General features: G+C 34.1%; 11 protein-coding genes. 7 read left to right on the forward strand and 4 right to left on the reverse strand.

Annotated elements, in window-relative coordinates:
- The 7 genes from AB8B65_RS11715 to AB8B65_RS11745 all read left to right on the forward strand — a co-directional run.
- Positions 1-298, forward strand: a 298-nt coding sequence (locus AB8B65_RS11715) for a GyrI-like domain-containing protein (RefSeq protein ID WP_405301208.1), incomplete at its 5' end; no start/stop codon positions are given.
- Positions 299-309: 11 nt separating this feature from the next.
- Entirely contained in the window at positions 310-600 is a 291-nt protein-coding gene (locus AB8B65_RS11720) for a YciI family protein (RefSeq protein WP_405301209.1), read from the forward strand.
- Between the two features lie 3 nt (positions 601-603).
- Positions 604-1146, forward strand: coding sequence for a hypothetical protein (locus AB8B65_RS11725; protein WP_405301210.1), 543 nt, complete (start codon positions 604-606; stop codon positions 1144-1146).
- Positions 1147-1222: 76 nt separating this feature from the next.
- Positions 1223-2041: a 3-methyl-2-oxobutanoate hydroxymethyltransferase gene (gene panB, locus AB8B65_RS11730; protein WP_405301211.1), complete on the forward strand. Its 819-nt coding sequence runs from the start codon at positions 1223-1225 to the stop codon at positions 2039-2041.
- A 210-nt stretch (positions 2042-2251) separates the two neighbouring features.
- Positions 2252-2944, forward strand: a complete 693-nt coding sequence (locus tag AB8B65_RS11735; RefSeq protein WP_405301212.1) for an RluA family pseudouridine synthase — start codon at positions 2252-2254, stop codon at positions 2942-2944.
- A gap of 29 nt (positions 2945-2973) precedes the next feature.
- Positions 2974-3150, forward strand: a complete 177-nt coding sequence (locus tag AB8B65_RS11740) for a hypothetical protein (RefSeq protein WP_405301213.1) — start codon at positions 2974-2976, stop codon at positions 3148-3150.
- A gap of 88 nt (positions 3151-3238) precedes the next feature.
- Complete coding sequence (locus AB8B65_RS11745) at positions 3239-4276, forward strand: GMP reductase (protein WP_405301214.1); 1038 nt, start codon at positions 3239-3241, stop codon at positions 4274-4276.
- Between the two features lie 145 nt (positions 4277-4421).
- Here AB8B65_RS11745 and AB8B65_RS11750 read toward each other — a convergent pair whose 3' ends face one another.
- The 4 genes from AB8B65_RS11750 to AB8B65_RS11765 all read right to left on the reverse strand — a co-directional run.
- A complete protein-coding gene (locus AB8B65_RS11750; protein WP_405301215.1) occupies positions 4422-5297 on the reverse strand; it encodes an N-acetylglucosamine kinase in 876 nt (291 codons plus the stop codon).
- A 113-nt stretch (positions 5298-5410) separates the two neighbouring features.
- Complete coding sequence (gap, locus tag AB8B65_RS11755) at positions 5411-6406, reverse strand: type I glyceraldehyde-3-phosphate dehydrogenase (RefSeq protein WP_405301216.1); 996 nt, start codon at positions 6404-6406, stop codon at positions 5411-5413.
- A gap of 28 nt (positions 6407-6434) precedes the next feature.
- Positions 6435-7421, reverse strand: a complete 987-nt coding sequence (pfkA, locus tag AB8B65_RS11760) for a 6-phosphofructokinase (protein ID WP_405301217.1) — start codon at positions 7419-7421, stop codon at positions 6435-6437.
- 340 nt (positions 7422-7761) lie between these two features.
- A partial coding sequence (locus AB8B65_RS11765) for a hypothetical protein (RefSeq protein WP_405301218.1) occupies positions 7762-8148 on the reverse strand: 387 nt, incomplete at its 5' end.

Genomic DNA, 8148 nt, shown 5'->3' on the forward strand with positions numbered 1-8148 from the left:
TAGAAATTTTAATCCGCAGAATGAGTTTACAAAGTACGCCATGACCGAAGTTTCTAGTTTTGATAGTATTCCAGAAGATATGGTAACTTTAACTATTGCATCTGGATTGTACGCTGTTTTTATCTATAAAGGATTGCCACAAGATTTTGCACAAATGGCAAATTATATTTTTAGCGAATGGTTACCAAATTCTGAATATACATTAGATAATAGACCACATTTTGAAGTTTTAGGAAAGAAATATATTCCAAATAGCGAAGATTCGGAAGAAGAAGTTTGGATTCCGATTAAAAAATAACACTAGAAAACATGTACATCATTTCACTCACTTATAAAGTTCCATTAGAAGTTGTAGATCAACACTTAGAAGATCATATTGCCTATTTGAATTTACACTATGAATTGGGTAATTTTCATGCTTCTGGCAGAAAAGTTCCGAGAACTGGCGGAATTATTTTATCGAAAATGACTGATAAATTGCAACTTGCTACCATTTTGGAACAAGATCCGTTTAAAATTCACGATTTGGCTGACTACAAAATCACAGAATTTATTCCGAGTAAAACTTGTGAGGAATGGTCATTTTTGAAAGAATCGTAAAGAATGAAAAACGTATTTTCAATATTCGTTGCAATACTTCTTACTAGTTGTTTTTCTAATACTTCAGAGGAGAACAAATCAATTCCTAAAAAGAAAGCAACCGTTTCTAAAAGACAAGAGAATTCAGTTATTTTTCAAGTGCAAGGAAATTTGAATTATAACGATTTATTAAAAAAAGCTGCGGAAGCAAAAAAACAGTTACTTCTTTATTTTACTGCTTACACTGCAAGGAGTACTGCTGAAATGGAAGATTATATACTACAAAATGAAGCTATTATACAACGGCTTAAAAATGACTTCATATTTGTGCCGTTACATCTTGACAATAGAGAGGAGTTACCCAAAAAAGAATGGTTTTACAGTGAGATAAAGAAAAAAGAAATAAAAACTGTTGGATCTAAGTATTCACATTGGCAAGTAGAAAAATTTAAAACAAATGCACAGCCATTCTATGTTATTTTAGATGCAAAAGGAAATAAAGTTAAAGACTTAATTTATACAAAAGACTTTTCTAAAATAAATGATTTTTTTCTAAGAACTGAATAAAAAAATTTAAAATTACGGCATGCGAATATTTCTATATATTTTATTCTTATTTTTACAACCATAGAAAACAAATTATATGTCAGTCGCAAAGAAACAATACAAAAGAGTAACCGTAAAATCACTGGTGGAAATGAAGAGTAATGGAGAAAAAATTTCCATGTTGACCGCTTATGATTATACCATGGCAAAAATTGTAGATGGTGCCGGAATTGATGTCATTCTCGTAGGAGATTCTGCAAGTAATGTAATGGCAGGACACGAAACTACTTTGCCAATTACCTTAGATCAAATGATTTATCATGCTTCTTCTGTGGTAAGAGCAATTGATAGAGCATTGGTTGTGGTCGATTTGCCTTTTGGAACGTATCAATCAGATCCGAAAGAAGCCTTACGTTCTGCGATTCGAATTATGAAAGAATCTGGTGGACATTCTGTAAAAGTGGAAGGTGGAAAAGAAATTAAAGAATCAATCAAGCGTATTTTAAATGCTGGAATTCCTGTAATGGGACATTTAGGACTCACACCGCAATCAATATATAAGTTCGGAACGTATACAGTTCGCGCCAAGGAAGAAGAAGAAGCATTACAATTAAAAGAAGATGCTAAAATGCTAGAAAGAGCTGGCTGTTTTGCCATTGTTTTAGAAAAAGTTCCTGCAAAGTTAGCCAAAGAAGTTGCTGAAAGTATTTCAATTCCTGTGATCGGAATTGGTGCTGGAAATGGTGTTGACGGACAGGTTTTGGTTACACACGATATGTTAGGAATGACACACGAATTTAACCCACGATTTTTACGTCGTTATTTAAACATGTATGAAGACATGACTAATGCCTTTAAACAATATGCTGCCGATGTAAAAGCAGTTGATTTTCCGAATGAGAAGGAACAGTATTAAATTATAAATGTTAAATGCTAAATTTTAAATGTAAAAGTTATTTAGCATCTGCCAAACGTCATTTCGAGTGATTTTTGAAGAGAAGCGAAAAAAATTGTATCGAGAAATACTTTTCAACGAATATTTTTAGAACTACAAAGCTGTTCTCGATACTTCGGCAAAAACCTCAACTCGAACTGACGAATAGTATATTCTAAAATTGTCAAAACATTGAAAATAATTTCCACTAAAAACAATCTCCAAGTACTCTACGAAGACAATCATATTATTATTGTCAACAAGCGTGCAGGCGATATTGTGCAAGGTGATAAAACAGGCGATAAACCGCTCAGCGATGTTGTAAAGGAATATATTGCTGAAAAGTATAACAAACCTGGAAACGTATTTTTGGGCGTTGTACATCGTTTAGACAGACCCACAACTGGAATTATAGTATTTGCTCGAACTTCAAAAGCATTGCCACGATTAAATGCATTGTTTGCTGAAAAGAAAGCTAAAAAAACGTATTGGGCAGTTGTAAAAAATATGCCACCAAAGCAACAAGATACGTTGACACATTGGCTGCGAAAGAATCCGAAGAATAACAAATCGACCGCGTTTGCAAAAGAAATTACAGGAAGTAAAAAAGCGATTTTAGACTATACTGTAAAGAAAAAATTAGATCGATACGTATTGCTAGAAATTGCTTTGCATACAGGACGACATCATCAAATTAGAGCGCAATTGGCTTCTATTGGTTCTAAAATAAAAGGCGATTTAAAATATGGTTTTGATCGCAGTAATAAAGATGCAAGTATACATTTACATGCACGAAAATTAATATTTACACATCCTGTAAAGAAAGAACCTTTAGAAATTATTGCGCCGTTGCCAAAAGATCCTGTTTGGGACGCGTGTCTTTAATTCATTCAATACAATTAACGAAATTATTTATGAGCGATCACAGTAATAACCCATTAGTAGCTATCATATTTCTAATCACTCTTTTGACTACAATGCTTTCAATAGTTGGATTCTTTATGCCAGAAAAATATCCCAACACTATTGGTGTTTCAATTATAGCAGCTTGTGGAATGATAGCCTTAGCCTTATTTACATTTAGAGAATAGTTTTGAAAAACTTATAAAAAAACTCCTATCTGACCATATTTTTTAAAGATAAATTTTTACTTTTAATCACAACCAAATATTGTATATCATGCGTATTGAAAGTGGATTAAAATTAGGCTTTAAAGATGTAATGATTCGTCCAAAACGCTCAACCTTAAAAAGTCGTTCACAAGTTTCTTTGGAACGAAACTTCAAATTTTTACATCATTCGTATGAATGGACTGGCATTCCTGTCATGGCAGCCAATATGGATACTGTCGGAACTTTTGAAATGGCAGAAGCCTTGGCATCTAAACAATTATTTACCGCGATTCACAAACATTACACCGTTCAAGAATGGAGTGCTTTTATAAATAGTGCTCCTAATTCTGTAATTCCACACATCGCCGTTAGTACAGGAATTAGTAAAAAAGATAATGAAAAGTTACGCGCTATTTTTTCAATGCATCCACAACTAAAGTTTATTTGTATTGATGTTGCCAACGGATATTCGCAGCATTTCGTAGATTTTGTAAAACAAGTGAGAGCGCAATTTCCCGACAAAGTTATTATTGCAGGAAATGTAGTTACCGGCGAAATGGTTGAAGAATTAATTCTTGCTGGTGCCGATATTGTAAAAGTTGGTATTGGTCCAGGTTCAGTATGTACTACGCGTGTAAAAACGGGAGTTGGATATCCACAACTTTCTGCCATTATTGAATGTGCCGATGCTGCACATGGTTTGGGCGGACATATTATTTCGGATGGTGGCTGTGCAACGCCAGGTGATATTGCAAAAGCTTTTGGCGCTGGTGCAGATTTTGTAATGCTTGGCGGAATGTTCTCAGGACATTACGAAAGTGGTGGCGAATTGATTGAACGTGATGGTGAAAAATTTAAGCAATTTTATGGAATGAGTTCTGCCACAGCGATGGAAAAATATGTTGGTGGCGTAGCTGAATATAGAGCTTCCGAAGGGAAAACTGTTGAAATTCCGTTGAAAGGACACGTATCAGAAACTGTTCAGGATATTTTAGGTGGTATTCGCAGTACGTGTACGTATGTCGGCGCATCTCGATTGAAGGAACTGACCAAACGTACTACTTTCATTCAAGTTTCTGAGCAAGAGAACAGAATTTATAAATAAAAAATTATTTCTCCTAAAAGTTATAAAAAAGAGGCTGTCTGAAAAGTAGCAATTTCGTCAAACCGAACTTGATCCAGGATGACGGCTTTTAAAACTTTTAAGACAGCCTCTTTACTTTTAATTCGTATGTATGGAAAAACTGCTGTTATTCTTGATTATTTTTTAAAGCATTGGTATGAAATGTGACCAAACCTTCAATAGGTCTTCTGGTAAAGTTTCCTACTTTAAATCCAAATTCTTTGGCAACTTCTCTAATTTCATTTTCTGAGAAAAACGCAATAGAGCCTGCAAAGTGAACAGGAACCGTTTTGAGTTCTTCTTTATATTGCATAATCATGTTTTGTGCAAATTCTCGGAATCCACTTTTAATCAATTCTAAAATATATTCAGAATCTTTATTGAGAAACATAAATTCTGCAAAGTTTGCCAAATATGCGTTTGGATTTGGTTGTTTATAGAGATTGTATTTGATGTAATCACTTTCTAGATTGTATTTTTCTTCAAACGCTACACGAATTGCATCTGGCATTTTATTGAAATAAAAATCGCGAATAAGTTGTTTTCCGTAGTAATTTCCACTGGCATCATCCATCAAAGTATATCCTAAAGAATTTACACGTTGGTGCAAGTTTTCTCCATCATAATAACTACAATTAGAACCGGTTCCCTGAATACAAACAACTGCCGCTTCTGCTTTGTTATTTACAGTGGCATATACTGCAGCCAAGGTATCTTCATTTACCTCAACAACTGCATTTGGGAAAAAGTTTTCCAACACTCCTTTTAATAGCAAACGTGGATTTTCCGTTCCGCAGCCAGCACCATAAAAGAAAATATGCGTAACTGTGTGCCGATGTGCCGAAAGTTCTTTACTTTTTTTGATGGTTTTCTTTAATTTCTTTTCAGCAAGAATCGCAGGATTTAATCCTTTTGTACGAAGCTTGTCTAATAATTGATTCCCATCTTTGTCCACTGCAATCCAATCGCATTTTGTGGAGCCACTATCTACTAATAAAATCATGGTGTGAATATAAAGTAAATCCCCAAATTTTCGGGAACGTTTTACATGAAGTATATAACCAAATTAAGCACAATTGTATACAAAAATATCAATTGTGCTTAATTTAATGCATACTATAAGTTATTTACGAGTAATGCTAAATCTACTAATTTATTTGAGTATCCAAATTCATTGTCATACCAAGAAATAATTTTGTAGAATTTTGGACTCAATTCAATTCCTGCGCCAGCATCAAAGATACTTGTACGATCATCACTTACGAAATCTTGAGAAACTACAGCTTCTTCTGTGTACCCAAGAATTCCGTTCATATCACCATCGGCAGCAGCTTTGAATACTTTTTTGATTTCTTCATAAGAAGTTTCTTTTTGAAGACGTACTGTTAAATCTACTACAGATACATCAACAGTTGGTACACGAAATGCCATTCCTGTTAGTTTTCCGTTTAGTTTAGGAATTACTTTTCCAACTGCTTTTGCAGCTCCTGTACTTGTTGGAATGATGTTATTCATTGCCGAACGTCCTAATCGGTAGTTTTTCTTCGATGGAGCATCTACTGTATATTGTGTTGAGGTTGCTGCGTGAATTGTGGTCATTAATGCTTCGTCAATTCCGAAATTATCATCTAATACTTTCGCAATTGGTGCCAAACAGTTTGTAGTACAAGAAGCATTTGATACAATATTGTCTGATGCTTTTACGTCTTGGTGATTTACACCCATTACAAACATTGGTGCATCTTTAGAAGGTGCAGAAATTACAACTTTCTTTGCTCCTGCTTGGATATGATAGTCAGCCGTTTCTAAAGTTGTAAAAATTCCGGTACATTCTGCTACTACATCAACACCAGCTTCATCCCACTTTAAGTTTTTAGGATCTCTTTCTGCTGTAACACGAACTGTTTTTCCATCAACCACAAGATTTCCATCTTTTACTTCAATTGTTCCATCAAATCTTCCGTGAACAGAATCGTACTCTAATAGGTAAGCTAAATGATTTACATCTAATAAGTCATTAATAGCAACTACATCTACGTTGTCACGCTTAATTGTTGCTCTAAATACTATTCTTCCTATTCTTCCAAATCCGTTAATTCCTAATTTTGTCATTTGTTTTTCTTTTAACTTACTATTTTGTTTATACTGATAGAATATCAGATATTCTTAATAATTCCTTGTTTATATTATGTTCACCTTTTACAGCTTTTTCAATACTTGTCACCATTACTTTATTGTCAGAGATACCAACCATTACATTGGTTTGTCCGTCTAAAATAAGTTCAACTGCTTTTACACCTAATCTACTTGCCAATACACGATCAAAACATGTTGGTTTTCCACCGCGTTGCATGTGTCCTAAAACCGATACACGCGCTTCATAGTCTGGTAAGTTTTCGGTAACATATTCTGCCAATTCAAAGACATTTTTACCAATTTTATCACCTTCAGAAACCACCACAATACTCGACGATTTTCCGCTTCGGCGACTGCGCTGTAAAGATTCTAATAATCGATCTAAACCTAAGTCTTCTTCAGGAATTAAAATTTCTTCTGCTCCTGCTCCAACTCCAGCATTCAATGCAATAAAACCTGCATCGCGTCCCATGACTTCCACGAAGAATAAGCGGTTGTGAGAACTTGCTGTATCACGAATTTTATCAATTGCTTCTACCACTGTATTTAATGCGGTATCGTATCCTATGGTGAATTTTGTTCCAAAAATATCATTGTCAATCGTTCCAGGAACTCCAATTACAGGAATGTCGTATTCTTTACTAAAGATCATTCCTCCAGTAAACGTTCCATCTCCACCAATAAGCACCATTGCTTCTACGCCTTCTTCTACTAAGTTTTCGTAGGCTTTTTTACGTCCTTCTTTGGTTTTAAATTCCATGGAGCGAGCCGATTTTAAAATCGTTCCGCCTTTACTAACTATATTTTTTACACTACGTGCTGTGAGTTCCATACTATCGGCTTCAATCATACCTTGATAACCTCTAAAATAACCTACACATTTTACATTATAATATGAGCAAGCTCTTGCCACAGCTCTAATCGCTGCATTCATTCCTGGAGCATCTCCTCCAGAGGTCATTACGCCTACTTTTTTGATGTTACTTTGCATTCAATTTTTAATTTGAATAGTAAAGCTAGGAAACTTATTTTGATTTTAAAGTACGCTTTCCACTAATTTTACATTGTTTTGAAATTTCAAACGTTTTCGTTAATAAGTTCTCAGAATTTTAACGTTTTAGACCACATTTTTTCTAGTATTCTTAACTTTTCAAGCGTTGATACTGAGAAGATTTTGACTTTTAAAAACCGCTTTTTTTGTCAGAAATTTTGAAGATATCTTTCCTTTTTCGAAGTTCCTTTTTTGTGTTTAAAAAACTTAAATTGAAGTATGTTTTTACAAAAGGTAGCTTCTTAAAAATAGATATAAAGTGCAAAAAATGATTACTGCATTATTCTCCCTTTTTCTTTGCAGAATCTTTTGCTTTTTTATCTTCTTTTTTAGAAGTTTCCGTTTCTTTTTTGGGTGTTTTCTTTTCGGAATCCTTTTTGGTTTCTTTTTTCAGATTTTTTTTGGGAGTAAAATTAACAAGTCCGCCACCAGCTTGTGTTTCTTGTTCTTGTTCTTTTTGCAGTCTTTCCTCCGCCATTTTCTTTTTTCCTTTTAAGACTTTGTCTACCAATTCTTTTAGCGTGTCAAAATCAACTTGATAGGACAATCCGATTCCTTGTGTAAATCCTTCAATTTCACCAACATATTGTATTTGGTTTTGTCTGTTGAAGATTTTTGCTGTGAGTGAACGATCTTCATTTAAAGAAATTTCTATTTCAGCATCACC

The organism is Kordia sp., assembly GCF_045105435.1.
GTDB lineage: Bacteria > Bacteroidota > Bacteroidia > Flavobacteriales > Flavobacteriaceae > Kordia.

Excerpts from the sequence above, each read along its gene's own strand:
- AB8B65_RS11740 (WP_405301213.1), top strand. The coding sequence starts at position 2,974 with ATGAGCGATCACAGTAATAACCCATTAGTAGCTATCATATTTCTAATC.
- pfkA (WP_405301217.1), bottom strand. The coding sequence starts at position 7,421 with ATGCAAAGTAACATCAAAAAAGTAGGCGTAATGACCTCTGGAGGAGAT.
- AB8B65_RS11750 (WP_405301215.1), bottom strand. The coding sequence starts at position 5,297 with ATGATTTTATTAGTAGATAGTGGCTCCACAAAATGCGATTGGATTGCA.
- gap (WP_405301216.1), bottom strand. The coding sequence starts at position 6,406 with ATGACAAAATTAGGAATTAACGGATTTGGAAGAATAGGAAGAATAGTA.
- AB8B65_RS11720 (WP_405301209.1), top strand. The coding sequence starts at position 310 with ATGTACATCATTTCACTCACTTATAAAGTTCCATTAGAAGTTGTAGAT.
- panB (WP_405301211.1), top strand. The coding sequence starts at position 1,223 with ATGTCAGTCGCAAAGAAACAATACAAAAGAGTAACCGTAAAATCACTG.
- AB8B65_RS11745 (WP_405301214.1), top strand. The coding sequence starts at position 3,239 with ATGCGTATTGAAAGTGGATTAAAATTAGGCTTTAAAGATGTAATGATT.
- AB8B65_RS11725 (WP_405301210.1), top strand. The coding sequence starts at position 604 with ATGAAAAACGTATTTTCAATATTCGTTGCAATACTTCTTACTAGTTGT.